The sequence below is a fragment of the Pseudomonas sp. TE3899 genome, assembly GCF_056279105.1.
In genome coordinates, this window is the sequence record NZ_JBWBQR010000001.1 from 3,141,801 (window position 1) to 3,163,993 (window position 22,193).

Here is a 22,193-nt window from a genome sequence, read left to right on the forward strand (position 1 = left end):
CGTGCGCGGTCCCGTAGGAGCTGGCGAAGCCTGCGATCTTTTCAAACGCCAGACAGCAAAACGGCGATCCGAAGATCGCCGTTTTCTGATTACTGCCCGAATTGCCGTCCCAACCCACCCGGCACGCCATGGATGTCGGTGTCTTCCCACGGCCCGTTCGGGCTGATCGAGCGGCTCCAGCCGTTGTTCCAGCGGTAGTAGGTGCGCTGGCGGTAGAAGGTGTTGGGTTGGTCGTCGAGGACGTAGACGCCCATCTTCGCATCCCAATGGCTGTTGCCCCCCGGTGGCGGGGCGAAGCTGGCGGAGGTGCGGGGCAGCGGCTTGGCGGGTTTGGCAGGGATGCTCGGTTTGCTCGGCGTGGGTGTCGGTGACGGCGTCGGGCGGGGTTGCGACGGCGGGATCGGCGGCAACGTCTGCTCAGGTGGCCGATGGACCGCACAAGCGCTCAACCCCAGGACGAGACTGAGCAGGGTGATACGAGCGATGGCGGTCATGGCGGTGGTTCCTGTTATTTATCCGGGCTGTCGATGGTCACGTGCTGCTGCGCAGTGGTGCTGCTGGCCAGCGGCTGGCTGCGACCGATCCACTCGCCGGCGGTCGGTTGGCCGGCGCGGGAGATGCGTGCAACCAGTTGGACTTCAGGGAAGTTCGACAGTTTCAACTGCGGCATCATCGCGTCGGCATCACCCAGCTCAACGGTGGCCGGCAGGTCGGCCACAGTCAGGCGCTTGGCCGCCAGCGGTGCCGGTGGGCCGGAGGTGGCGCGGGCGAAGATGAATACGCTGTCACCCGGTTGCACCTTGGCTTTCAGGTCCGCCGCGAGATCGACACGCACCTTGAGCAACGCGCCTTTGGTGACCGGCACTTGGGCCACTTTGCCGCCGCTGGCCTCAAGTTTCTCGGTGGCCCGGGCGATCCCGCCTTGCAACGCGCCACGGGAGTTGTCGTCCGGCGGCAGTTGCGCCAGCAGGCGATTCCAGTAGTCGATGGCGTCCTGATAGCGCTGGGCCTCAAACGCGGCGATGCCGAGCAGGCCAAGGCTGGTGACTTCTTTCGGATCAGCTTTCAGCGCTTCATCGGTCAGGGCCTGGATCTTGTCTGACCATTTCTTGCCATCGGCGAAGTACTGGGCCTGGGCCCATTGGCCGAGCAGTTCCGGCTGACGACCGGCGAGGTTCACCGTGCGTTCGAAGATTTTCGCTGCGTCCGCCGGGCGATCCTGAGCCATGTAGGTGCGACCGAGGAAGTACAAGCCTTCCGCCGAATCCGGCTGAGCGGCCACCGCACGTTCCAGGCGACGGGTCATTTCTTCCATCGACTGCGGCGCCTGGGCGAATTCCCGGGTCAGCTCGACCTTGTCACTGGCCCCGAAGTGCAGGTACAGGCCAAGGCCCAACACAGGAACGAGGATCGCCGCCAACAACGGAAACGCTTTACCCAGACGAGACACGCGCGGCGCGGCAACACCTTCGGTGTCCGCCAGCAACTCACGGGCCGCTTCGGCACGGCCAGTGTCCATTTGCGCGACGTTGAGCACGCCCTCTTCCTGCTGAGTCTGCAACTCAGCCACGCGCTCTTGGTAAAGCGCGACGTTAAGGGCCGTACGATCCTCTTCAAGCTGGGCACGACGGCCCCGTAGAACCGGGATCAACAGAAAACTCAGGGCAACCAGAAGTAGCAGACCTGCAGCGAGCCAGAAATCAATCATTCTTGGTTTTTATCCAACAGGTGGTCGAGGCGCTGACGCTCCTCGGCGGAAAGCGTGTCCGGGGTGTCAGCGCGTTGCACGCGACGACGGCGGACGATCACGGCGATGACCACGAAACCGCCCAGCAGCAGGCCGGCGGGGCCGAACCAGAGCAGAGCGGTCTTGGCGTTCAGAGCGGGTTTGTAGCGCACGAAATCACCGTAGCGATCGACCATGAAGTCGATGATCTGCTGGTTGTCCTTGCCCTCGCCGAGCATGCGGAAAATCTCTTTGCGCAAGTCAGCGGCAATCGGAGCGTTGGAATCGGCGATGTCCTGATTCTGGCACTTGGGGCAACGCAGCTCTTTGGTCAGCTCACGGAAACGCTCACGGTCGCCTTCTTTGGCGAACTCGTAGGTGTCGATGGCCGCGTGCGCCACGCCAGCCATGCTCAAGCCCAGTACAGCGGCGGCGATCCAGCGCTTCATGGCTTGGCCTCGTCGACCAGCGCCTGATACTTGGCCGCCAGTTTTTCGCGCCAGACCTGTTCGTCGATCACGCCGACGTACTTGTCGCGGATGATGCCCTTGGCGTCGATAAAGAAAGTTTCCGGAGCACCGTACACGCCGAGGTTCAGGCCCAGGGTGCCTTCGTCGTCGCGGATGTCCAGTTGGTACGGGTTGTGGAATTCCGTCAGCCACTTCAAGGCGTCGGCGTTGACGTCCTTGTAGTTGATGCCGTAGATCACCACGCCCTTCTCCGCCAGCTTGTTCAACACCGGGTGCTCGACCCGGCAGGAAATGCACCAGGTGCCCCACACGTTGACCAGCGCCGGTTTGCCGAGGATATCGGCCTTGGTCAAGGTCTTGTCGCCCTGCACTGCCGGCAGGGAAAACTCCGGGAACGGCTTGTTGATCATCGCCGAGGGCAACTCGGCGGGGTCCAGGTACAGACCGCGATACAGGAAAACAGCCACCACCAGGAAAATCGCCAGGGGCAGCAGCATCAACCAACGTCTCATGCAGTGGCCCCCGTCATACCGAGTGCTTCACGCACGCGGCTTTTCACCTTGACCCGATAACGGCGATCCAGCGCCGCCAGCAACCCGCCGAAACCTGTGAGCAGGCCGCCGAACCAGATCCAGCGCACGAACGGTTTGACGTGCACGCGCACGGCCCAGGCGCCATCGCCCAGGGGTTCACCGAGGGCGACGTAGAGGTCACGGGTGAAACCGGCGTCGATCCCGGCTTCGGTCATCACCGAGTTTTGCACGGTGTACAGGCGTTTTTCCGGGTGCAGCACGCTGACTTCCTTGCCATCGCGGATCACGCGGACGGTGCCCTTATCGGAGGTGAAGTTCGGCCCTTCGAAGTGCTTGGCGCCTTCGAAGATGAAGTGGTAACCGGCCAGGTCCATGGACTCGCCCGGCGCCAGGCGCAAGTCGCGCTCGGCACTGTTCTGGCTCGACAACACGACACCCAGCGCACACACGGCGATGCCGAGGTGAGCAACTTGCATGCCCCAGTAGCTGCGGGTCAGGGTCGGCAAGCCTTTGATCAGGCCTTTGTGACGCGTTTTGTCGAGAATGTCGCGTATGCCGGCCAGCAATACCCAGGCCGCGAGCATGAATGTGGCGATCACCGCCCAGTTGAAATCACCGTAGGCAACGCCAGCCACCACGGCCAGCGCGGCGCTGCCGAGCAGGACCGGGGTCAACATGCCCACCAGCCATTTGACCGGGGTGTCTTTCCAGCGCACCAGCATGCCGACCGCCATCACCACCATCAGCAACGCCATCAACGGAATGAACAACGCGTTGAAGTACGGCGGGCCGACCGACAGCTTGGCGCCGGTCATCGCATCAAGAATCAGCGGGTACAAGGTGCCGAGCAGGATCATCGACGCCGCCACCACCAGCACCAGGTTGTTGCCCAGCAGCAGGGTTTCCCGGGACCAGAGGTTGAAGCCGACATGGCTCTTGACCACTGGCGCGCGCAGGGCGAACAGCGTCAGCGAACCGCCGACCACAAACAACAGGAAGATCAGGATAAACACGCCGCGCTCAGGATCGGAGGCAAACGCGTGCACCGAGGTCAGCACGCCGGAACGCACGAGGAAGGTCCCGAGCAGGCTCAGCGAGAACGCGGCGATGGCCAGCAGCACGGTCCAGCTCTTGAACACGCCACGTTTTTCCGTGACCGCCAGGGAGTGAATCAGCGCCGTACCCACCAGCCAAGGCATGAAGGAGGCGTTTTCCACCGGGTCCCAGAACCACCAGCCGCCCCAGCCGAGTTCGTAATAGGCCCACCACGAACCCAACGTGATGCCGATACCGAGGAAGGCCCAGGCAACGATGGTCCACGGACGGGACCAGCGTGCCCACGCCGCATCAAGACGACCGCCCAGCAGAGCGGCGATAGCGAAGGCAAACGCCACGGAGAACCCGACATAACCCATGTACAGCATCGGCGGATGCACGATCAGGCCGATGTCTTGCAGCAACGGGTTAAGGTCGCGACCGTCCGCCGGAATCTGCGGCAGGATCCGCGCGAACGGGTTCGAGGTCAGGATCAGGAACAGCAGGAAACCGGTGCTGATCATGCCCATCACCGCCAGCACCCGGGCGAGCATGACTTGCGGTAACTGCCGGGAGAACACCGACACCGCGAAGGTCCAGCCACCGAGGATCAAGGCCCACAACAGCAGCGAGCCTTCGTGAGCGCCCCACACCGCGCTGAACTTGTAGTACCAGGGCAACGCGCTGTTGGAGTTGCTGGCCACATAGGCGACGGAGAAATCGTCAGTCATGAAGGCGTAGGTCAGGCAACCGAAGGCGAACACCAGGAACGCGAACTGCCCCCAGGCCGCCGGTTGAGCCAAGCTCATCCACAAGCGGTCGCCGCGCCAGGCGCCCATCAACGGCACGATGGCCTGAACCAGCGCGAAACACAGCGCCAGGATCATGGCCAGTTGGCCCAGTTCGGGGATAAAGATTGCAGAGGTCATCGATCAACCCTCCTTGGCTTGGGTAGGCGCCGACTGACCGCTGTCTTTCAGGGCCTTGGTCACTTCGGGCGGCATGTACTTTTCATCGTGCTTGGCCAGCACTTCGTCGACCACCACCACACCCTCGGCGTTGAGTTTGCCCAGGGCCACGATGCCCTGCCCTTCGCGGAACAGGTCCGGAAGGATGCCGCGATAGCTGATGGTTACGGATTTGTTGAAGTCGGTGACGATGAATTTCACGTCCAGAGAATCGCCGGAACGTTGCAACGAACCTTTCTCGACCATGCCGCCGGCGCGGATGCGCGTGTCTTGCGGGGCTTCGCCGTTGGCGATCTGGGTCGGGGTGTAAAACAGATTGATGTTCTGCTGCAGGGCGCTCAGGGCCAGGCCGACGGCGGCGCCGACTCCGACCAGGATCGCGAGAATGATGATAAGACGCTTTTTGCGCAGCGGATTCACTTGCCGTTCTCCCGGCGCAAACGACGCGCCTCTTGTTGCAGATACCGCTTGCGGGCCAGGATCGGCGCCGCCACGTTGAAGGCCAGCACCGCCAGGCAGATGCCATAGGCCGACCAGACATACAGGGCATGATGGCCCATGGCGAGGAAATCGCCGAATGAAGCAAAACTCATCGAGCGGCCTCCAGACTGTTCTGTACTTCGGCTTTCACCCAGCTCGCCCGGGCTTCGCGCTTGAGCACCTCAAGACGCATGCGCAGCAACAGCACCGCGCCGAAGAAACAGTAGAAACCCAGCACCGTCAGCAGCAGCGGCAGCCACATCTCGGCGGGCATCGCCGGTTTTTCGGTGAGGGTGAAGGTCGCGCCCTGGTGCAGGGTGTTCCACCACTCCACCGAGTATTTGATGATCGGGATATTGATCACGCCGACAATCGCCAGCACCGCGCAGGCCTTGGCCGCGCTGTCACGATTGCTGATGGCGTTGCCCAGCGCAATGAGACCGAAGTACAGAAACAGCAGGATCAGCATGGACGTTAGTCGCGCATCCCAGACCCACCACGAGCCCCAGGTCGGTTTGCCCCAGATCGCCCCGGTGACCAGCGCCACGGCGGTCATCCAGGCCCCGATGGGCGCCGCGCATTGCAGGGCGACATCGGCCAGTTTCATCTTCCACACCAGCCCGACCACGCCGCACACCGCCAGCATCACGTAGCAGGACTGCGCCAGCATGGCGGCGGGAACATGGATATAGATGATGCGAAAGCTGTTGCCTTGCTGGTAGTCCGGTGGCGCGAACGCCAGGCCCCAGACCACACCGACGCTGATCAGCAGCAACGCCGCGACGCTCAGCCACGGCAGCAGTTTGCCACTGATGCCGTAAAACCATTTGGGTGAGCCGAGCTTATGAAACCAGGTCCAGTTCATTACTGTTTCCATCACGGGTGCTCTTCTCTATTGAAGAGCCAAGGGTCTGCTTTTTTTAACAAAAAGCGGTTAAAAAACAACCAGACCTCATTATTATTCGCCGACGCTGATCTTCAGGCCAGCAGCTATTGCAAAAGGTGTAAGCGTTATCGCCAGGGCGGTCAGGCTACCAAGCCACAGCAGATAACCGGTCGCCGGCATGCCTTGGAGCGCAGCCTGCAAGGCGCCACTGCCAAGAATCAACACCGGGATGTACAGCGGCAGAATCAGCAACGCCAGCAACAGGCCACCGCGCTTCAATCCGACCGTCAGGGCCGCGCCCACCGCACCGAGCAGGCTCAGTACCGGTGTACCCAGCAATAAAGAAAGCAGCAACACCGGCAGACAAGCGGCAGGCAAACCGAGCATCAACGCCAGTAGTGGTGCGAGCAAAACCAGTGCCAGGCCGGAGAAGGCCCAGTGTGCCAGTACCTTGGCCAAAACCAGAAGAGCCAGGGGGTGCGGCGAAAGGACCCACTGTTCGAGGGATCCATCTTCGAAATCACTGCGGAAGAGCCCGTCCAGCGAGAGCAGGACCGATAAAAGGGCTGCTACCCAGACCAGTCCCGGAGACAAGGTTTGCAACAATTGAGACTCGGGTCCGACCGCCAACGGGAACAGCGACACCACGATGGCGAAGAATACCAGCGGATTGGCCAGCTCTGCCGGACGGCGGAACAGCAAGCGAGCCTCACGGGCGACCAACAGGCCGAAAACACTCATACGGCCCAGTTCCCCAGATCAATGTCGCGATAGCCGGCCGGTGTGCGACTCAGGGTGTGGTGGGTGGTCAGAATCACCATGCCGCCCCGCTCACAGTGGCCGGCCAGGTGTTCTTCGAGTTGCGCCACGCCCTGTTTATCGAGCGCAGTGAAGGGTTCGTCGAGGATCCACAGCGGCGGGCTGTCGAGGTAAAGGCGCGCCAAGGCCACACGGCGTTGCTGGCCGGCGGACAAGGTGTGACAGGGAACATCCTCGAAGCCGCGCAGCCCGACAGCGGCCAGCGCTTGCCAGATCGCCTCGTGGCTTGCCGGTTGGTGCAGGGCGCAGAGCCAGCTAAGGTTTTCTTCCGGGGTCAGCAAATCCTTGATCCCGGCGGCGTGGCCGATCCACAGCAGGTTGCGCGCCAGTTCGCTGCGTTGCTCGTTCAATGGCTGGCCGTTGAGCAGCACTTGACCGGCCGTCGGTTGCATCAATCCGGACAGCAGGCGCAGCAAACTGGTCTTGCCGCTGCCGTTGGGGCCGCTGATCTGCACCATTTCGCCACTGGACAGTCTCAATTCGAGATTTTCGAAGAGCAGCCGAAGGTCTCGCTCACAGGCGAGGTCGACGGTTTGAAGGACTGGACTGGTCAAGAGATCACGGGCCTTTACATTACAAGTCGGCGTTACAGTCGGCGGTTCAAGTCAGCAGTGGCGCGGCCGCTAAAGAGATGCAGCATAGATGCATTGGCGGCCGGTTTTAGAGAGCTGCGTCAAAACAATTGCAATGTTTTCACCGTTCCCTGAAAGACGGGCGGCATTATACATGCCATGCCTTACTCTAAAGAGCGCATTTTCCGAAGGTTGTGACCGCGTATGACAGGCGAAATGAACATCCTCCCAGCCCCTCCGACCACGCCGACGGTCGCACGTGCGCCGGTGGTCAGCGGCGACTTGCTCAAGCTGTTGACGCCGATGGAGGGCCTGATCAGTGCCGGCCAGACCGCCAACGCCGAGGTGCTGTCGCTGAAGCAGGCGGATCAGACCTTTCAACTGTTGCTCAAAGTCACCCTCGACAGCGGCCGCCAGACCACAGTCCAGGCCACCAGCCTGCAACCGCTGCCCACCGGCACCAATCTCGCGATCACCCAGCCGTCCGCCAGCAACCTGGCGATCACGGTGCAGCAGGCAATTGCTTCCAGCGTCGCCACCCTCACCCGCATCGACACCGCGCAACTGCCGGTCGGCACCTTGCTGCAAGGCAAAGTGCTGACGTCCCAGGTGTTGCCGCAGACGCCGGGCCAGCCCACGGTGTTTCGTTCGCTGGTGAGTTTGCTCAACACCGCCCTGAGCGGCAGCACCCTGACCATCGACAGTCCTCAGCCGCTGCGCATCGGCACGCTGTTGAGCGCGTTGGTCCAAGACACGCAGACCCTGAAGTTCCTGCCGCTGAGCAATCGCCAGGACCAGTTGGCGGTGTCACAGCAGTTGACCACCCAGCAGAGCCGCCAGGGTTCGCTGGACGGCTTGCTCAGCGCCTTGCAGAATCTGCCGCAGACCGACGATACCTCCGCCGACCTGCAAGCCGCCGTGAACAAACTGCTCGCCGGGCTGCCGGACGTGCAGCAGTTGAGCACGCCAAAAGGCCTGGCCCTGGCGCTGGCCAACAGCGGTATGTTCCTCGAAGCGAAACTGCTGACCGGCCAGACTCCGGCGCTGGCCCCGGACATGAAAGCCGATCTGCTGAAATTGATCGCGCAATTGGCCCCGGCCAACACCAACCTCACCGCGATCATCGCCGCCAATACCCTGGCCCAGGCGATGCCCAATTTCGTGCGCAGTGCGCTGGGCATGCTCGGCCAGGTCAGCGCCAAACCGCTGCCCACCCATTTCCCCCTGCCCGATCGGCTGTTGCAAAGCCAGGATGGCGAAGGCGATCTGGAGCATCTGTTGCGTCTGGCGGCCGCTGCCATTTCGCGCCTGCAAAGCCATCAACTGTCGAGCCTGGAACAAACCGGCGTCACCGACGATGGGCGGCTGATGAGCACTTGGCAGCTGGAAATTCCGATGCGCAACCTCCAGGACATCGTGCCGTTGCAGGTCAAGTTCCAGCGCGAAGAAGCACCGGAAAAACAAGCGCAAAACGAACGGCGCGAAGAACGGGAGCCGAAACAACAACTGTGGCGGGTCGAGCTGGCGTTCGACATGGAGCCCCTGGGCCCGTTGCAGGTTCAGGCGCAGTTGATCCAGGGCAGCCTGTCCAGCCAACTCTGGGCCGAACGGCCGTACACCGCGAGCCTGATCGAAAGCAACCTGGCGGCACTGCGCGAGCGCTTGCTGGCCTCCGGGCTCAACGTCGGCGAACTCGATTGCCACCTCGGCACTCCCCCCCAAGGCGCACAAACCCGCCTCGAACAACGCTGGGTCGACGAAACCGCATGAGAAACCCCAACACCCCGCGCCAGGCCATCGCCCTCAAATACGACGGCACCCACGCCCCGACCCTCACCGCCAAGGGCGACGAAGAACTGGCCGAAGCGATTCTGAAAATCGCCCGCGAATGCGAAGTGCCGATCTATGAAAACCCGGAGCTGGTAAGGCTGCTGGCGAAGATGGAGTTGGGGGACAGCATTCCGGAAGAGTTGTATCGCACGATTGCCGAGATCATTGCGTTCGCGTGGAACCTGAAGGGGAAATTCCCGCAGGGGCAGGATCCGAATGCGCCGCAGGTGGAGAAGGATGTTACCGAGCGTGGCGACGACTACTGATCATTCCCACGCTCTGCGTGGGCATGCAGCCCGTGACGCTCTGCGTCACCGTTCAAGAGCGGAACGCGGAGCGTCCCGAGAGGCATTCCCACGCGGAGCGTGGGAACGATCTCAAATGGGAGGGGAAATTCCCGCAGGGGCAGGATCCGAATGCGCCGCAGGTGGAGAAGGATGTTACCGAGCGTGGCGACGACTACTGATCGTTCCCACGCTCTGCGTGGGCATGCAGCCCGTGACGCTCTGCGTCACCGTTCAAGAGCGGAACGCGGAGCGTCCCAAGAGGCATTCCCACGCGGAGCGTGGGAACGATTTCAACAGTCAGTTCTTGTGAAGCTTACGCATCAACTCCGCCTCAGCCTGGGTCAAGCCGCAGGACTGAGTCAGTTCATCGACGGTGGCGCCCATCCCGACCAATCGCGCCGCCTGGGCGAACGACAGGCTTGAAGGGTCGCGCTGTTCCAGCTGGGCCAGTTTGTCCGGCAACGGGCTGACCACCGCGCGCAGCTCGTGCAGGTCTTCACCCATGCGCACGTTGCCGCTCTGGTAGTTGTCGACGCGCTTGGCCAGGTCCTTGATGCGCTGATCGCGCAGCAGCGCATCGCCCTCGGCCTGTTGCGCCGCGATCACGCGCTGGCTGCGGATGTACGACAGGAACATCGCCAGCGTGCCTGCCCAAAACAGGAACAGGACAATGACAGCAACCTCAAGAATCAATCAGATGTTCTCCAGATCCGACCATTCTTCTTCGCTCATCATCTTGTCGAGTTCGACCAGGATCAGCAGTTCGTTGTTCTTGTTGCACACGCCCTGGATGAACTTGGCGGACTCTTCGTTACCGACGTTCGGCGCGGTCTCGATTTCCGACTGACGCAGGTAAACCACTTCGGCCACGCTGTCGACCATGATCCCGACCACTTGCTTGTCGGCTTCGATGATGACGATGCGGGTGTTGTCGCTGATTTCGGCATTCATCAGGCCGAAGCGCTGACGGGTGTCGATCACGGTAACCACGTTACCGCGCAGGTTGATGATGCCCAGCACGTAGCTCGGGGCACCCGGGACCGGGGCGATTTCGGTGTAACGCAGGACTTCCTGAACGCGCATCACGTTGATGCCGTAGGTTTCATTGTCCAGTTTGAAGGTGACCCATTGCAGGATCGGATCTTCAGAACCTTTTGCATTCGTCGCGTGACTACTCATACCCTGACCCCTCGAAAAACCGCGCTTGGCGGTGTGTGTTCTGTGTGGCGGCATTCAACAATGCCGTCGCTTACTTGTTATGTCGGCTGCTATGTCGATTTGTGTAGCGGCTTGCTGCCGCTCATGTGTTTTGCCCCACCGCTGGCGATCAATTCGGCCAGGGCGGAAACGTCCAGCAACGCACACATGTGCTCAATCACCGTGCCAGCGAGCCATGGCCGCTGACCTCGGTGACTTCTCCATTTGATTTCGTTCGGGTCCAGGCGCAACGAACGGCTGACCTGATGCACCGCCAGCCCCCACTCGTAGCCCTGCACCGAAATAACGTATTGCAGGCCCTGGCGGAAGTCATCGCGATAGCGGTCCGGCATGACCCAGCGCGCGGTATCCAGCACTTTGAGGTTGCCGGCCTGGCTCGGCAGGATCCCGAGGAACCATTCCGGCTGACCGAACAGCGGCGTCAGTTCGTGGCCGGTCAAGGAATAAATCGAACCCAGGCACACCAACGGCACCGCCAGGGTCAGCCCCGCGACGTCGAACAACAGGCATTCGAACGGCTCGGCGGCCCAGGACGGACGGCCATCGGTTTCCACCGGTGGCGGCGTGTTGCTTGGCGGCAGGTGCACTTCAACGACAGGTGGTACCAAGGCTTGCAGCAGCGGCGCGATGGTCGAGACGGGCGCCAGGATCGGGGCCGGGGCTTCGATCACCTTGACGGGTGCTTGCTCAACAACTGGCGCAACCACTGGCGCGGCGACGGCAGCCGTTGGGCGCGCATCACGGGCCTGTTCTTCGAGCACCGCCAACTGGAACTCATCCAGCGCCGACTCAACCTCGACCGCTTCGACAACTTCAATGACTTCAGCCACCGCCTCGACTTCCGGCGGCAACTCTTCCGTCGCCTCCATCAGCAAGCTGTCCAGATAAGACTGGAGCGCCAGCTGCGGACGCGAAGTGACCTTCACCGGCCTATTCATGCGCGACACCGCCCTGTAGGAGCGAGGCTTGCCCGCGAAGAACGATAACGCGGTTTAACTGTGGAGACCGTGGTGCTGCCTTCGCGGGCAAGCCTCGCTCCTACAGAAATTGGGTTCATCAGGCCACCGCCGGGACGAGTTGTGCGGCCAGCAGGTGCTTGAGCAGCGCCCGATAGGCGAGCACGCCACGGCTCTTGCCGTCGAACTGCGAAGGCGTGACACCGGCCCGACTCGCGTCGCGCATGCGGGTGTCCACCGGGATGTAGCCTTGCCAGATTTCTTCCGGGTACTTGTCGCGCAACACCCGCAGGGTCCCGAGGGAGGCCTGGGTGCGGCGGTCGAACAAGGTCGGGACGATGCTGAACGGCAACGCCTGTTTGCGCGAGCGGTTGATCATCGCCAGGGTGTTGACCATGCGTTCCAGGCCTTTGACGGCCAGGTGTTCGGTCTGCACCGGGATCACCAACTGCTGGCTCGCGGCCAGGGCGTTGACCATCAACACACCGAGCAACGGCGGGCTGTCGATCACCGCGTAATCGAAGTCTTGCCACAATTGCGCCAGACTCTTGGCGATCACCAGGCCCAGGCCACTCTGGCCCGGCGACTGACGCTCAAGGGTCGCCAGCGCGGTGCTCGACGGCAACAGGGAAATATTCTCGTGACTGGTGGGCATCAACAGCTGACCGGGCAAGCCTTGGGGCACGCTGCCCTTGTGCAGGAACAGGTCGTAGCAGCTGTGCTCCAGGGTGTCGGGGTCATAGCCGAAATAGCTGGTCATCGAGCCATGCGGGTCAAGATCGACGATGACCACGCGCTTGCCCGCCTCGGCCAGCAACCCGGCTAAAGCGATAGAGGAAGTGGTTTTACCAACACCACCCTTTTGATTGGCAACTGCCCAGACTCTCATTCGGATTGTTCCTCCCGGTCGATCAGGTCGACCGAGAAATAGCTCAACGTATTAATGCGGGTGACGGAGAATTGACGGCGCTCTCTCGTACCGGCGACTTGACCGGGGTCGGTGCAGTTTGTGTGCCAGCCCGCTTCAATGCGGCGTCCGGTTTCGCATTAGCGGTTCCGGTGCCCGTGAGGCTGCGACGGACATCGAGATTGCGCGAAACCACCAGCACCACCCGACGGTTGCGTGCACGGCCTTCGGCGGTGGCGTTGTTGGCCACGGGCTGGAATTCACCGTAGCCCACCGACGCCAGGCGACCGGGGTTTACACCCTGCATCGCCAGCATGCGAACGATGCTCGCCGAACGGGCCGAGGACAGTTCCCAGTTGGTCGGGTACTGCGCGGTGCGGATCGGCTGATCGTCGGTAAAGCCTTCGACGTGGATCGGGTTGTCGAACGGTTTGAGGATCGCCGCGACCTTGTCGATGATGTTGAAGGCCATGTCGCTGGGCATGGCGTCGCCGCTGCCGAACAACAGGCTGGAATTGAGTTCAATCTCGACCCACAACTCGTTGCCGCGAATGGTCATCTGGTTGGAGCTGATCAGGTCGCCGAACGCGGCGCTGATGTCGTCGGCAATGCTTTTCAGCGGATCGCTGGCACCGGAGATGCCGGCGTCAACCTGCTCGGCATCCTTGACCAGCGGCTTGGCCGGGGTCACGGTCACCGGGCGTTCTTCGCCGATCGGGATCGGCTTGAGGGCACGGTCCGAGTCGGTGAACACGCCGATCAACGCTTCCGAGATGACCTTGTACTTGCCTTCGTTGATCGAAGAGATCGAGTACATGACCACGAAGAACGCAAACAGCAGGGTAATGAAGTCCGCATAGGACACCAACCAGCGTTCGTGATTGACGTGTTCTTCAGGTTGCCGGCGACGAGCCATAATCCATTACCCCCATCAATCCATGAAGCCCTGAAGCTTCAGCTCAATAGAGCGAGGGTTTTCACCTTCGGCGATCGACAGAATCCCTTCCAACAACATTTCGCGATAACGCGACTGACGCAACGCGATGGACTTGAGCTTGGCCGCTACCGGCAGCAACACCAGGTTGGCACTGGCCACGCCGTAGATGGTCGCGACGAACGCAACGGCAATCCCGCTGCCCAGTTGCGACGGATCGGCGAGGTTGCCCATGACGTGGATCAGGCCCATCACCGCACCGATGATGCCGATGGTCGGCGCGTAGCCGCCCATGCTTTCGAAGACTTTGGCGGCCTCGATGTCGCGGCTTTCCTGGGTGTAGAAATCCACTTCCAGGATGCTGCGAATCGCTTCCGGCTCGGCGCCATCGACCAGCAGTTGCAGGCCTTTGCGCGAGTAGTTGTCCGGCTCGGCGTCAGCCACCCCTTCCAGACCGAGCAAACCTTCCTTGCGCGCGGTGAGGCTCCAATTCACAACACGATCGATACCACCGGCCAGATCCACCCGAGGCGGGAACAGAATCCAGGCAAGGATCTGCATGGAGCGCTTGAACGCGCTCATCGGCGATTGCAACAGCGCCGCACCGACGGTCCCACCAATGACGATCAACGCCGCCGGGCCGTTGGCCAGAGCGCCGAGGTGACCGCCTTCAAGGTAGTTGCCGCCGATGATGGCGACGAACGCCATGATGATCCCGATAAGGCTCAGTACATCCATCAGATACAGGCCTCAACCAAATGTTTGCCAATGTCGTCGAGGCTGTAAATCGCATCGGCGAGATCGGCTTTGACGATGGCCATCGGCATGCCGTAGATCACGCAGCTGGCTTCATCCTGGGCCCAGATCGCACTGCCGCCCTGCTTGAGCAGACGCGCGCCTTCGCGACCGTCCGCGCCCATGCCGGTCAGCACGACCGCCAGAACTTTGTCACCGTAGGATTTGGCCGCCGACCCGAAGGTGATGTCCACGCACGGTTTGTAGTTCAGACGCTCGTCGCCCGGCAGGATTTTCACCGCGCCACGGCCATCGATCATCATTTGCTTGCCACCCGGTGCCAGCAGCGCCAGGCCCGGACGCAGGATGTCGCCATCCTCGGCTTCCTTGACGTTGATGCGGCACAGCTTGTCCAAACGCTCGGCGAAGGCCTTGGTGAAGGCCGCCGGCATGTGCTGGATCAACACAATCGGCGCCGGGAAGTTGGCCGGCAATTGGGTCAACACCCGCTGCAGCGCAACCGGCCCGCCGGTGGACGTACCGATGGCCACCAGTTTGTAGGCTTTGCGTTTTGGCGCGGGCGACGATGGGCCGGCAGACGCTGGCGCACGGGTCGGCAACGGTGCCGGTGCCGGACGCGCAGGCGCGCTGCTGCCATAGCTGCTGACGCTCGAAGGCGCAGGCGTCGGTGCAGGTGCTGCCACCGGAGCCGGCGCCGTGTAGGTATTGGCGCGACGGTTACTGCGCGAGATGCTCAGGATCTTTTCGCACAGCAGTTGCTTGACCTTCTCCGGGTTACGGGAGATGTCTTCGAAATTCTTCGGCAGGAAATCCACCGCACCGGCATCCAGCGCATCCAGAGTGACCCGGGCGCCTTCGTGCGTCAGTGAGGAGAACATCAAGACCGGGGTCGGGCAGCGCTGCATGATGTGCCGCACCGCCGTGATGCCATCCATCATCGGCATCTCGTAGTCCATGGTGATCACGTCTGGCTTGAGGGCCAGCGCCTGATCGATCGCCTCTTTTCCGTTGGTTGCCGTACCGACAACCTGGATGTTCGGATCCGCTGAAAGAATTTCCGAGACGCGGCGGCGGAAAAACCCCGAATCGTCCACCACCAGGACTTTGACTACCATAAACACTCCGTTAGACGCAGCGGGGCGTTGTCGCCCCGCTGCGGCAGAATCAAATACGCCGTGCGGCGTAACGCTTGAGCATGCTCGGGACATCGAGAATCAGCGCAATGCGGCCGTCACCAGTGATGGTGGCGCCGGACATGCCCGGGGTTCCCTGGAGCATTTTGCCCAATGGCTTGATGACCACTTCTTCCTGGCCCACCAGTTGATCGACGACAAAGCCGATCCGCTGGGTGCCCACCGAAAGGATCACCACATGGCCCTCGCGCTGCTCTTCATGAGCGGCGGAGCTGACCAGCCAGCGCTTGAGGTAGAACAAGGGCAGTGCCTTGTCCCGCACGATCACCACTTCCTGACCGTCGACGACGTTGGTGCGCGACAGGTCGAGGTGGAAGATCTCGTTGACGTTCACCAGCGGGAACGCAAACGCCTGGTTGCCGAGCATGACCATCAGCGTCGGCATGATCGCCAAGGTCAGTGGCACCTTGATGACGATCTTCGAGCCCTTGCCCTTGGTCGAGTAGATATTGATGGTGCCGTTGAGCTGCGCGATCTTGGTTTTCACCACGTCCATGCCCACGCCACGACCTGACACATCGGAGATCTCGGTTTTGGTCGAGAACCCCGGTGCGAAAATCAGGTTGAAGCAGTCCGACTCGCTGAGGCGGTCCGCCGCATCCTTGTCCATCAAGCCTTTCTTGACTGCGATACCGCGCAGGACATCAGCGTCCATGCCCTTGCCGTCATCGGAGATGGACAGCAGGATGTGGTCGCCTTCCTGTTCGGCGGACAGAATCACTTTGCCGCTGCGCGGCTTGCCCATCGCTTCGCGTTCGGCCGGCTCTTCGATACCGTGGTCGACCGAGTTGCGCACCAAGTGGACCAGCGGGTCGGCCAGGGCCTCGACGAGGTTCTTGTCGAGGTCGGTTTCTTCGCCGACCAGCTCCAGGTTGATCTCTTTCTTGAGCTGGCGAGCCAGGTCGCGAACCAGGCGCGGGAAGCGCCCGAAGACCTTCTTGATCGGTTGCATCCGGGTCTTCATGACCGCGGTTTGCAGGTCGGCCGTGACCACGTCGAGGTTCGACACAGCCTTGGACATGGCTTCGTCGCCGCTGTTGAGGCCCAGACGGACCAAGCGGTTACGCACCAGTACCAGTTCACCCACCATGTTCATGATTTCGTCGAGACGCGCGGTATCAACCCGCACGGTGGTCTCGGCTTCGCTGGCCGGTTTTTCCGGTGGCGGCGCGGACGGGGCACGGGCCGGAGCCGGTGCAGCCGCGGCGGTCGGTTTCGGCGCTTCGGCTTTAGGCTCGGGCGCTTTGGCGACAGGTTTCGGCGCCGGTGCCGGGGCTTTGGCGACGGGAGCCGTCACCACAGTGCCGGTACCGACTTCAGTGAACTTGCCTTTGCCGTGCAATTCGTCGAGCAGCGATTCGAACTCGTGATCGGAGATCAGATCGCCGCCGGCCGCTTTAGCGGTGGGCGCAGCCGGGGCTGGCGCCGAGGCAATGGCGGTTTCCAGCGCATCGACGGCAAAGTTGCCCTTGCCGTGCAGCTGATCGAGCAGTGCTTCGAATTCGTCGTCGGTGATGTCCGAGCTGTCGCCAGCCGCTTTCGGGGCCTTGGGTGCCGGTGCAGCCGGAGCGGCTACGGCATCCACCGCGAACTGACCTTTACCGTGCAACTGATCGAGCAACGACTCGAACTCGGCATCGGTGATTTCGTCGCTGGCCGATGCGGCCGGCGCAGGCACAGCCGCCGGAGCTTCGGCCTGGGCCTTGACGGCATTCAGCGAGTCCAGCAGTTGTTCGAATTCGTTATCGGTGATGTCGCCCGACTCGCTTTCAGCGGCCGGTTCTTCCACCGCGTCGGCAACCGGGGCTGCGACGTCGGCCGATTGTGGCTCGGCCAGACGGGCCAAGGCTTCCAGCAATTGCGGAGTGGCAGCCGTGATCGGGCTGCGTTCGCGGACTTCGGTGAACATGCCGTTCACCGCATCCAGCGCTTCAAGAACCACGTCCATCAGTTCCGAGTCGACGCGTCGTTCACCCTTGCGCAGGATGTCGAACACGTTCTCGGCGATGTGACAGCACTCCACCAGCTCATTGAGCTGGAGGAAGCCGGCGCCCCCTTTTACAGTGTGAAAACCGCGAAAAATTGCATTGAGCAAGTCCGCATCATCCGGTCGGCTTTCCAGCTCGACCAGTTGCTCGGACAGTTGCTCTAGAATCTCGCCGGCCTCAACCAGGAAATCCTGAAGGATCTCTTCATCGGCGCCGAAGCTCATTAAGGGGGTGCTCCTAAAGGTCTAAAAACCTAAAAAACCTAAAATCCAAGACTGGATAACAAATCGTCCACATCGTCCTGACCGGACACAACATCTTCTCTTTTATCGGCATGAATCTGCGGACCTTCACCCTGCGAGAGATGTTTTTGTGGATCTTTTTCAGCCAGCATCGCTTCACGGTCATGTTCGATACCCGCAAAGCGGTCTACCTGGCTGGCCATGAGCACGAGCTTGAGCAGGTTGCTTTCAACTTCGGTGACCAATTGGGTCACGCGCTTGATCACTTGACCGGTGAGGTCCTGGTAATCCTGGGCGAGCAGAATGTCGTTGAGGTTGCTCGACACCGTGCGATTGTCCGCGCTGCTGCGCGTCAGGAAACCGTCGACCCGCCGGGGCCAGCTCGCGGAACTCTTCAGCCCCGACTTCGCGACGCATGAAGCGTCCCCAGTCGGCGCTCAATGCCTGGGCTTCAGTGCTCAGGCCATTGACCAGCGGCGTGGCGTTTTCCACCAGGTCCATGGTGCGGTTGGCAGCGGCCTCGGTCAGCTTGACCACATACCCCAGACGCTCGGTGGCGTCCGTGATCTGCGAGACTTCCTCGGCTTGCGGCATGTTCGGGTCAATCTGGAAATTGACGATCGCGCTATGCAGCTCGCGAGTGAGCTTGCCAACTTCCTGGTACAGGCCGCGGTCACGGGTCTGGTTGAGCTCATGAATCAGTTGCACAGCGTCGCCAAACTTGCCTTTTTCAAGGCTGTCGACCAGTTCGCGGGCATGTTTTTTCAGGGTCGATTCAAAATCGCCCTGTGAAGATTCGTTGTGGTCCATAGCTACCCCGTGGCGCAGTGACTCAACCGATGCGTTCGAAAATCTTTTCGATTTTTTCTTTCAACGCCTGGGCCGTGAAGGGTTTGACCACATAGCCGTTAACACCGGCCTGGGCCGCTTCGATGATCTGTTCGCGCTTGGCTTCAGCGGTCACCATCAGCACTGGCAGGTGCTTGAGTTTTTCATCGGCGCGCACGTGGCGCAGCAGGTCGATACCGGTCATGCCCGGCATGTTCCAGTCTGTTACCAGAAAGTCGATGCTGCCGCTGTTGAGCACCGGAATGGCAGTGGTGCCATCGTCAGCCTCGACCGTGTTGGTGAACCCAAGGTCACGCAACAGGTTTTTAATGATCCGCCGCATCGTTGAGAAGTCATCAACGATGAGGATTTTCATGTTCTTGTCCAATTCGACCTCCAAGCAGTCTTAAACGCGCCCAGCACCTGGACGCGCCATTTCATTCAATCCGGCAAAGCACTCAAATGACTGTCTGGAGCACAACAGATCGAGACCGCTGCAGTTCACACCACACCAGCCTCGTTCGCAGTGTCCCCACACTGCCTTCAGCGCGCTCGCCACTCCCCCAAACGCCCCCGCAAACGGGCCGCGCACTGGCTGTGTAACTGGCTGACACGGGATTCGCTGACACCCAGGACCTCACCGATTTCCTTGAGGTTCAGCTCTTCGTCGTAGTACAGCGCCAACACCAGTCGCTCACGCTCCGGCAAATTGGCAATCGCGTCCGCCAAGGCGGCCTGGAAACGTTCATCTTCCAGATCGCGCGACGGCTCCAGATGAGCACTGGCGCCATCCTCGTGCAGCCCTTCGTGTTCGCCGTCCTGCAACAGGTCGTCGAAACTGAACAGACGGCTGCCCAAGGTATCGTTCAAAATCCCGTAATAATCGTCGAGACTCAATTGGAGTTCGGCCGCAACTTCGTGATCTTTAGCATCACGGCCGGTTTTAGCTTCAATCGAGCGAATTGCGTCGCTGACCATGCGGGTATTGCGGTGGACCGAACGTGGCGCCCAGTCCCCCTTGCGTACTTCATCGAGCATCGCGCCACGGATTCGAATGCCCGCGTACGTTTCGAAACTCGCGCCTTTGCTGGCGTCGTATTTGGTTGACACTTCAAGCAGGCCAATCATCCCGGCCTGGATCAGGTCTTCCACCTGGACACTGGCCGGCAGACGCGCCAGCAAGTGGTAAGCAATGCGTTTGACCAGTGGCGCGTAACGCTCGATCAGCTCGTATTGCGAATCACGTGCCGACTTCTTGTAGAGGTTGTAGCCACTGGCTGTCATAGGACGGGTCCTGCGGTCTGTTGCACGAGGCGCTCGACGAAAAATTCCAGGTGCCCGCGCGGGTTGGCCGGCAGCGGCCAGGTGTCGACTTTCTGTGCAATCGCCTTGAACGCCAGGGCGCACTTGGAGCGCGGGAAGGCTTCGTAGACGGCACGTTGCTTCTGCACGGCCTTGCGCACGCTTTCGTCGTAAGGCACGGCGCCGACGTATTGTAGGGCCACGTCGAGGAAGCGGTCCGTGACCTTGGTCAACTTGGCGAACAGGTTGCGCCCTTCCTGCGGGCTCTGGGCCATGTTGGCCAGGACGCGGAAGCGGTTCATGCCGTAATCGCGGTTGAGCAATTTGATCAGGGCGTAGGCGTCGGTGATGGAGGTCGGCTCGTCGCAGACCACCAGCAACACTTCTTGCGCGGCGCGGACAAAACTGACGACCGAGTCACCAATACCCGCAGCCGTGTCGATCACCAATACATCAAGGTTATCGCCGATATCGCTGAAGGCCTGGATCAGGCCGGCATGCTGGGCCGGGCTCAGATGAACCATGCTCTGGGTGCCGGACGCGGCCGGGACGATACGGATACCGCCCGGGCCCTGCAACAGAACGTCGCGCAGCTCGCAGCGGCCTTCGATCACGTCGGCCAGGGTACGTTTGGGCGTCAGTCCCAGCAGAACGTCGACGTTCGCCAGACCCAGATCGGCGTCCAGCAGCATGACGCGTCGGCCAAGCTCTGCTAGAGCCAGGGACAAGTTCACTGACACGTTAGTCTTCCCGACGCCACCTTTGCCGCCGGTCACCGCGATCACCTGTACGGGATGCATGCTGCCCATGTTATTTCTTTACCTTGTCTTGCATAGACGGAGGCCACATTACTGGCTGCGCGTTCATCAACTGAACAATGCATGGCAGACCATCGATGTAGGTACAAAAACTGTTCATTAGTACCTCAGCCAACCTGCTTGGTCGGGCTGTGGTAAATATCAGCGAACATGTCAGCCATGGCTTCCTCGCTGGGTTCTTCCTGCATTTGCACGCTCACCGCGCGACTGACCAACTGGTGACGCCGCGGCAGATGCAGATCATCTGGAATGCGCGGGCCATCGGTGAGGTACGCCACCGGCAATTCATGACTGATGGCCAGGCTCAACACCTCGCCCAGACTCGCCGTTTCATCCAGTTTAGTCAGGATGCAGCCAGCCAGCCCACACCGCTTGTAACTGTGATAAGCGGCGGTTAGAACCTGTTTCTGGCTGGTGGTTGCCAGGACCAGATAATTTTTCGATTTGATCCCGCGACCGGCCAGGCTTTCGAGTTGCATGCGCAAGGCCGGATCGCTGGCCTGAAGGCCGGCGGTATCGATCAGAATCACGCGTTTGCGCAGCAACGGATCCAGCGCCTGCACCAGGGACTGGCCCGGATCGACGTGTGTCACCGACACATTCAGAATGCGGCCCAGCGTCTTCAATTGTTCCTGGGCGCCGATGCGGTAGCTGTCCATGCTCACCAGCGCGATGTTCTGCGCGCCGTACTTGAGCACGTAACGGGCCGCGAGCTTGGCCAGGGTGGTGGTCTTGCCCATGCCGGCAGGGCCGACCATGGCAATCACGCCGCCCTCTTCCAGTGGCTCGACTTCCGGTGTGGCGATCATCCGCGCCAGGTGCGCCAGCAACATGCGCCAGGCCTGACGAGGCTCTTCAATATCGGTAATCAGCGCCAGCAGGTCGCGGGACAACGGGCCGGACAAGCCGATGCGTTGCAGGCGACGCCACAGGTTGGCCTGGGCCGGACGGCTGCCTTGCAGCTGATTCCAGGCCAGGGAGCCGAGTTGCACTTCCATCAATTCGCGCAGGCTGTTGAGCTCGAAGCGCATCGAATCGAAAGCCCGTGGGTCAACACCGCCGGACACGGGCGCCGGGGCTGGCGCGGCACGACGGGGCTGTTCGTAAGTCGGTTCGATCAGCGGCTCGGCAGCGGTCAACGGCAGGCCGGCGAACAACTGGCGATTGGTGGTCTTGTCACCGTCGGTCTCGCCTTCGCCGCGCAGGCTCAGTTCGGCCTGGGCGGTGACGATGCGCGACTGGGTCTTGCGCAGCTCATCCTCGAGTTCCATGTTTGGAACGCGTGGGGCCAGCGCCGACAATTTGTAATCCAGGGCAGCCGTCAGCTCGACACCACCGGCAATCCGGCGGTTACCGATAATGGCCGCATCAGCGCCCAGCTCATCACGTACCAGTTTCATGGCCTGACGCATATCGGCGGCGAAAAAACGCTTAACTTGCATAAA

General features: G+C 61.4%; 24 protein-coding genes and 1 pseudogene. 2 read left to right on the forward strand and 23 right to left on the reverse strand.

All coding sequences use genetic code 11. The annotated features are described in order from the left end of the window. Positions 1-89: 89 nt before the first annotated feature. From ACZ89E_RS14350 to ccmA, 10 genes are all read right to left on the reverse strand, one after another. Positions 90-494, reverse strand: a complete 405-nt coding sequence (locus ACZ89E_RS14350; protein ID WP_149656998.1) for a hypothetical protein — start codon at positions 492-494, stop codon at positions 90-92. 14 nt (positions 495-508) lie between these two features. Next, positions 509-1,708 (reverse strand): c-type cytochrome biogenesis protein CcmI, encoded by a 1,200-nt coding sequence (gene ccmI / locus ACZ89E_RS14355; protein ID WP_476255910.1) that lies wholly within the window; start codon positions 1,706-1,708, stop codon positions 509-511. After that, on the reverse strand, positions 1,705-2,175 hold the full coding sequence (locus ACZ89E_RS14360) for a cytochrome c-type biogenesis protein (RefSeq protein ID WP_149657000.1): 471 nt from the start codon (positions 2,173-2,175) through the stop codon (positions 1,705-1,707). The genes ccmI and ACZ89E_RS14360 overlap by 4 nt, the downstream gene beginning before the upstream one ends. Then, positions 2,172-2,708 (reverse strand): DsbE family thiol:disulfide interchange protein, encoded by a 537-nt coding sequence (locus ACZ89E_RS14365; RefSeq protein WP_149657001.1) that lies wholly within the window; start codon positions 2,706-2,708, stop codon positions 2,172-2,174. The genes ACZ89E_RS14360 and ACZ89E_RS14365 overlap by 4 nt, the downstream gene beginning before the upstream one ends. Continuing rightward, positions 2,705-4,693, reverse strand: a complete 1,989-nt coding sequence (locus ACZ89E_RS14370; RefSeq protein WP_476255911.1) for a heme lyase CcmF/NrfE family subunit — start codon at positions 4,691-4,693, stop codon at positions 2,705-2,707. Before ACZ89E_RS14370 ends, ACZ89E_RS14365 begins: the two co-directional genes overlap by 4 nt. Positions 4,694-4,696: 3 nt before the next feature. Further along, positions 4,697-5,152, reverse strand: a complete 456-nt coding sequence (gene ccmE / locus ACZ89E_RS14375; protein ID WP_476255912.1) for a cytochrome c maturation protein CcmE — start codon at positions 5,150-5,152, stop codon at positions 4,697-4,699. Continuing rightward, the gene (ccmD, locus tag ACZ89E_RS14380; protein ID WP_149657003.1) at positions 5,149-5,325 is read right to left on the reverse strand and encodes a heme exporter protein CcmD; all 177 of its coding nucleotides are present in this window, start codon (positions 5,323-5,325) and stop codon (positions 5,149-5,151) included. Before ccmD ends, ccmE begins: the two co-directional genes overlap by 4 nt. Beyond that, positions 5,322-6,077: a heme ABC transporter permease gene (locus ACZ89E_RS14385; RefSeq protein ID WP_133839105.1), complete on the reverse strand. Its 756-nt coding sequence runs from the start codon at positions 6,075-6,077 to the stop codon at positions 5,322-5,324. The genes ccmD and ACZ89E_RS14385 overlap by 4 nt, the downstream gene beginning before the upstream one ends. Before the next feature lie 93 nt (positions 6,078-6,170). Further along, on the reverse strand, positions 6,171-6,839 hold the full coding sequence (ccmB, locus tag ACZ89E_RS14390) for a heme exporter protein CcmB (RefSeq protein ID WP_007980754.1): 669 nt from the start codon (positions 6,837-6,839) through the stop codon (positions 6,171-6,173). Continuing rightward, positions 6,836-7,471, reverse strand: coding sequence for a cytochrome c biogenesis heme-transporting ATPase CcmA (gene ccmA / locus ACZ89E_RS14395; protein WP_149657004.1), 636 nt, complete (start codon positions 7,469-7,471; stop codon positions 6,836-6,838). Before ccmA ends, ccmB begins: the two co-directional genes overlap by 4 nt. Before the next feature lie 222 nt (positions 7,472-7,693). On the opposite strand from ccmA, the gene fliK reads away from it, so the two are divergent. Further along, positions 7,694-9,259, forward strand: coding sequence for a flagellar hook-length control protein FliK (gene fliK / locus ACZ89E_RS14400; RefSeq protein ID WP_476255913.1), 1,566 nt, complete (start codon positions 7,694-7,696; stop codon positions 9,257-9,259). Then, on the forward strand, positions 9,256-9,585 hold the full coding sequence (locus ACZ89E_RS14405) for an EscU/YscU/HrcU family type III secretion system export apparatus switch protein (RefSeq protein WP_348133895.1): 330 nt from the start codon (positions 9,256-9,258) through the stop codon (positions 9,583-9,585). The genes fliK and ACZ89E_RS14405 overlap by 4 nt, the downstream gene beginning before the upstream one ends. 318 nt (positions 9,586-9,903) lie before the next feature. Here ACZ89E_RS14405 and ACZ89E_RS14410 read toward each other — a convergent pair whose 3' ends face one another. The 13 genes and pseudogenes from ACZ89E_RS14410 to flhF all read right to left on the reverse strand — a co-directional run bounded on the left by ACZ89E_RS14410 (position 9,904) and on the right by flhF (position 22,190). Further along, positions 9,904-10,299 (reverse strand): DUF2802 domain-containing protein, encoded by a 396-nt coding sequence (locus ACZ89E_RS14410; RefSeq protein WP_476255914.1) that lies wholly within the window; start codon positions 10,297-10,299, stop codon positions 9,904-9,906. After that, complete coding sequence (locus tag ACZ89E_RS14415) at positions 10,300-10,785, reverse strand: chemotaxis protein CheW (RefSeq protein WP_149657007.1); 486 nt, start codon at positions 10,783-10,785, stop codon at positions 10,300-10,302. 89 nt (positions 10,786-10,874) lie between these two features. Further along, positions 10,875-11,762: a CheW domain-containing protein gene (locus ACZ89E_RS14420; RefSeq protein ID WP_476255915.1), complete on the reverse strand. Its 888-nt coding sequence runs from the start codon at positions 11,760-11,762 to the stop codon at positions 10,875-10,877. Between the two features lie 118 nt (positions 11,763-11,880). Next, positions 11,881-12,669: a ParA family protein gene (locus ACZ89E_RS14425; protein ID WP_133839117.1), complete on the reverse strand. Its 789-nt coding sequence runs from the start codon at positions 12,667-12,669 to the stop codon at positions 11,881-11,883. A gap of 43 nt (positions 12,670-12,712) precedes the next feature. Then, complete coding sequence (gene motD, locus ACZ89E_RS14430) at positions 12,713-13,606, reverse strand: flagellar motor protein MotD (protein ID WP_372242321.1); 894 nt, start codon at positions 13,604-13,606, stop codon at positions 12,713-12,715. 12 nt (positions 13,607-13,618) lie between these two features. Then, the gene (locus ACZ89E_RS14435) at positions 13,619-14,359 is read right to left on the reverse strand and encodes a flagellar motor protein (RefSeq protein ID WP_092271414.1); all 741 of its coding nucleotides are present in this window, start codon (positions 14,357-14,359) and stop codon (positions 13,619-13,621) included. Continuing rightward, entirely contained in the window at positions 14,359-15,492 is a 1,134-nt protein-coding gene (locus ACZ89E_RS14440) for a protein-glutamate methylesterase/protein-glutamine glutaminase (RefSeq protein WP_149657010.1), read from the reverse strand. Before ACZ89E_RS14440 ends, ACZ89E_RS14435 begins: the two co-directional genes overlap by 1 nt. Positions 15,493-15,541: 49 nt before the next feature. After that, on the reverse strand, positions 15,542-17,782 hold the full coding sequence (locus tag ACZ89E_RS14445) for a chemotaxis protein CheA (protein ID WP_476255916.1): 2,241 nt from the start codon (positions 17,780-17,782) through the stop codon (positions 15,542-15,544). Positions 17,783-17,820: 38 nt separating this feature from the next. Continuing rightward, positions 17,821-18,610 (reverse strand): annotated as a pseudogene (locus ACZ89E_RS14450) (protein phosphatase CheZ). A 22-nt stretch (positions 18,611-18,632) separates the two neighbouring features. Next, positions 18,633-19,004 (reverse strand): chemotaxis response regulator CheY, encoded by a 372-nt coding sequence (locus ACZ89E_RS14455; protein ID WP_003183998.1) that lies wholly within the window; start codon positions 19,002-19,004, stop codon positions 18,633-18,635. 167 nt (positions 19,005-19,171) lie between these two features. After that, on the reverse strand, positions 19,172-19,912 hold the full coding sequence (fliA, locus tag ACZ89E_RS14460; protein ID WP_085716996.1) for an RNA polymerase sigma factor FliA: 741 nt from the start codon (positions 19,910-19,912) through the stop codon (positions 19,172-19,174). Then, a complete protein-coding gene (fleN, locus tag ACZ89E_RS14465; protein ID WP_003222917.1) occupies positions 19,909-20,739 on the reverse strand; it encodes a flagellar synthesis regulator FleN in 831 nt (276 codons plus the stop codon). Before fleN ends, fliA begins: the two co-directional genes overlap by 4 nt. A gap of 116 nt (positions 20,740-20,855) precedes the next feature. Beyond that, entirely contained in the window at positions 20,856-22,190 is a 1,335-nt protein-coding gene (flhF, locus tag ACZ89E_RS14470; RefSeq protein WP_149657013.1) for a flagellar biosynthesis protein FlhF, read from the reverse strand. Positions 22,191-22,193 lie beyond the last annotated feature (3 nt).

Coding starts and splice junctions, on each gene's coding strand:
- ACZ89E_RS14350 (WP_149656998.1), bottom strand. CDS start 494: ATGACCGCCATCGCTCGTATCACCCTGCTCAGTCTCGTCCTGGGGTTG.
- ccmI (WP_476255910.1), bottom strand. CDS start 1,708: ATGATTGATTTCTGGCTCGCTGCAGGTCTGCTACTTCTGGTTGCCCTG.
- ACZ89E_RS14360 (WP_149657000.1), bottom strand. CDS start 2,175: ATGAAGCGCTGGATCGCCGCCGCTGTACTGGGCTTGAGCATGGCTGGC.
- ACZ89E_RS14365 (WP_149657001.1), bottom strand. CDS start 2,708: ATGAGACGTTGGTTGATGCTGCTGCCCCTGGCGATTTTCCTGGTGGTG.
- ACZ89E_RS14370 (WP_476255911.1), bottom strand. CDS start 4,693: ATGACCTCTGCAATCTTTATCCCCGAACTGGGCCAACTGGCCATGATC.
- ccmD (WP_149657003.1), bottom strand. CDS start 5,325: ATGAGTTTTGCTTCATTCGGCGATTTCCTCGCCATGGGCCATCATGCC.
- ACZ89E_RS14385 (WP_133839105.1), bottom strand. CDS start 6,077: ATGAACTGGACCTGGTTTCATAAGCTCGGCTCACCCAAATGGTTTTAC.
- ccmB (WP_007980754.1), bottom strand. CDS start 6,839: ATGAGTGTTTTCGGCCTGTTGGTCGCCCGTGAGGCTCGCTTGCTGTTC.
- fliK (WP_476255913.1), top strand. CDS start 7,694: ATGACAGGCGAAATGAACATCCTCCCAGCCCCTCCGACCACGCCGACG.
- ACZ89E_RS14405 (WP_348133895.1), top strand. CDS start 9,256: ATGAGAAACCCCAACACCCCGCGCCAGGCCATCGCCCTCAAATACGAC.
- ACZ89E_RS14415 (WP_149657007.1), bottom strand. CDS start 10,785: ATGAGTAGTCACGCGACGAATGCAAAAGGTTCTGAAGATCCGATCCTG.
- ACZ89E_RS14420 (WP_476255915.1), bottom strand. CDS start 11,762: ATGAATAGGCCGGTGAAGGTCACTTCGCGTCCGCAGCTGGCGCTCCAG.
- ACZ89E_RS14425 (WP_133839117.1), bottom strand. CDS start 12,669: ATGAGAGTCTGGGCAGTTGCCAATCAAAAGGGTGGTGTTGGTAAAACC.
- ACZ89E_RS14435 (WP_092271414.1), bottom strand. CDS start 14,359: ATGGATGTACTGAGCCTTATCGGGATCATCATGGCGTTCGTCGCCATC.
- ACZ89E_RS14440 (WP_149657010.1), bottom strand. CDS start 15,492: ATGGTAGTCAAAGTCCTGGTGGTGGACGATTCGGGGTTTTTCCGCCGC.
- ACZ89E_RS14445 (WP_476255916.1), bottom strand. CDS start 17,782: ATGAGCTTCGGCGCCGATGAAGAGATCCTTCAGGATTTCCTGGTTGAG.
- ACZ89E_RS14455 (WP_003183998.1), bottom strand. CDS start 19,004: ATGAAAATCCTCATCGTTGATGACTTCTCAACGATGCGGCGGATCATT.
- fliA (WP_085716996.1), bottom strand. CDS start 19,912: ATGACAGCCAGTGGCTACAACCTCTACAAGAAGTCGGCACGTGATTCG.
- fleN (WP_003222917.1), bottom strand. CDS start 20,739: ATGGGCAGCATGCATCCCGTACAGGTGATCGCGGTGACCGGCGGCAAA.
- flhF (WP_149657013.1), bottom strand. CDS start 22,190: ATGCAAGTTAAGCGTTTTTTCGCCGCCGATATGCGTCAGGCCATGAAA.